The organism is Synechococcus sp., from assembly GCF_982614295.1.
Map to the genome: position 1 here is coordinate 1 of NZ_CEXBMR010000092.1, position 2,264 is coordinate 2,264.

Annotated in this window: 1 protein-coding gene and 1 pseudogene; both read right to left on the bottom strand. The window is 53.8% G+C overall.

Annotation, left to right across the window (positions count from 1 at the left end; translation table 11 throughout):
- Nucleotides 1-470: pseudogene (locus tag AC2JC8_RS10040) on the bottom strand (hypothetical protein); the annotation flags it as partial.
- Entirely contained in the window at nucleotides 467-2,233 is a 1,767-nt protein-coding gene (locus AC2JC8_RS10045; protein WP_484594678.1) for an aspartate kinase, read from the bottom strand. The pseudogene AC2JC8_RS10040 and the gene AC2JC8_RS10045, both read right to left, overlap by 4 nt.
- Between the last annotated feature and the right edge of the window lie 31 nt (nucleotides 2,234-2,264).

Consider the following 2,264-nt stretch of genomic DNA (forward strand, 5'->3'; position numbering starts at 1 on the left):
CGTAACCATTCGGTTTCTACTTGATCTTTTTCTGATTGATCTACTAGTATTTGAAATGTGTTTGATCGCTGCGTTTGTAATCTACGCAGCAGTGCACGCAAGAGCACAGATGCGAATGCAGTGCTAAGCATTAATGGGCCGATGTTACCCCGCTGCAGCAAAGGTAACTGCAAGGGTGTGGTTTTACTCAACCAACCGAGGGTAAGAGCGAGCACTAAAGTTGCAAGGGCGCTTAAACCCACCCTCTGCACTAATTGATTCCATTTTAATTTGGGCCAACGCAGCAGTGAGTAACTCCCAAATAACCAACCTAAAATCCAATAACTACAAATTAAGCCAAGCGTTTGTGTTGCTGAATTTAGTTGTTCACCATGCCTTGCTTCGCTGATCAAAGGCACAGCGATAACAATGAATATTGCATCTACGGCGGCGGTAAAAAGTAATTGTTGGCGATGGCGCAGCCAGCTCATTTACCTAGCCCGAATGCTTTATGCACAGCTTGCAAGGCCCGATCGCCATCTGCTTCCGCCACCACGCAACTGATTCTGATTTCGCTGGTGGCGATCATTTCTATATTTATTTCAGCATCAGCTAAGGCACGAAATAATCTTGCAGCAGTGCCAGCGGTGCAGGGCATTCCTGCTCCAACTGCGCTCACCCGAGCTATGGCAGGCCCTGTGACGATTTCAGCGTTAGTCCATTGCTTAATTAATTGCCCCAGGGCCTTTAGTGCCCGTTGATGATCGTTTTTGGGCAGGGTAAAGGCAATATCGCGACAGCTGCCCATTGGGCTTTGGCTTTGCCGTTCTGATTGCACGATTGTGTCGAGGCTGAGGCCAGCATCGGCTAATGCTCTGCAAAGTGCAGCTGCAGAGCCCGGCTTATCAGGTACATGGCTCACTGCTAACTGCACCTGATTCACATCAAGGGCAACACCGCGCACCTCCGGTTCACCACTGCCGCTGGGGCTTGGGTTATGGCGCAGTTGCGCTTCCGTTAGCCCAAAGGCCTGGGCGGTGGTGCGTAGTGCTTTTTCACCTTGATCCCCTTGGATCACACAACTCACTTTCACCTCACTGGTGGCAATCATGCGCAAACTGATGCCGGCTTGGCTGAGGCCATCAAATAATTTCGCCGCCACCCCTGGCCGGCCCATGATGCCGGCGCCGGCAATGCTTAATTTTGCAAGGCCCGCTTGAGCCTTGAGTTCGCATTTCTCCCCCAGTAGTTGGCGGCAAACCTGGCTAGCCCTTTCCAGTTCATTTTCTTCCAAAGTGAAGGCAATGTCGTTGCTTTGGCCTTCATGGGTGGCTTGAACGATTAGATCAACCGTTAGCTCGGCATTTGATAACGCTTCAAATAAAAGTGCTGCGATCCCTGGTGTGTGGGGCACATGGGCTAAGGCCAATACCGCTTGCCCTTCCAGTAGTTCAGCGCCATCAACTGGTTTACCTAGCTCTAAGCCGTGATTACCGATTGGGCGCCGCCCGCCACTACTAAATAAACGGGTGCCTGGGGCTTCGCTCCAGCTTGATCTCACCACAAGGGGTACGCCGTAATTGCGGGCGATTTCCACCGCCCTTGGATGCAATACCGCTGCGCCAAGGCTTGCTAACTCGAGCATTTCGTCGCAAGACACCTGAGCTATCAGCTGCGCTTCTGGCACCTTGCGGGGATCAGTGCTGAGTACGCCATCCACATCGGTATAAATTTCACAGGCTTCTGCCCCTAATGCAGCAGCAAGGGCCACCGCAGAGGTGTCTGAACCGCCGCGGCCAAGGGTGGTGATTTCTTGGCTGCCGCCGCCGCCGCTGCTGGTGCCTTGAAACCCTGCCACAACCACCACAAAACCCTCTTGCAACTTGCGTTGCAGCCGATCGGTGCGCACCTCCAAGATGCGGGCGCGGCCGTGGGCTGATTCGGTAACGATGCCCACTTGGGGGCCTGTCATTGAGATAGCGGCCACCCCTTCCGCTTGCAGGGCCATCGCTAATAGGGCGATCGACACCTGTTCACCAGTGGCCAAAAGCATGTCTAGTTCCCGCTGGGGGGGATCGGGGTTAACCGCTTTGGCCAGATTTGTGAGTTCATCGGTGGTGCGGCCCATGGCTGATACCACCACCACTAAATCGTGACCTTCTGCCCGGCTGGCGGCCACCCGTTTAGCCACCGCTTGCAGCCGTTCCACGCTGCCAACAGAAGTGCCACCGAATTTTTGAACCAGCAGCGCCATAACTACAAACAATCCCCTGCTTGATTATCCG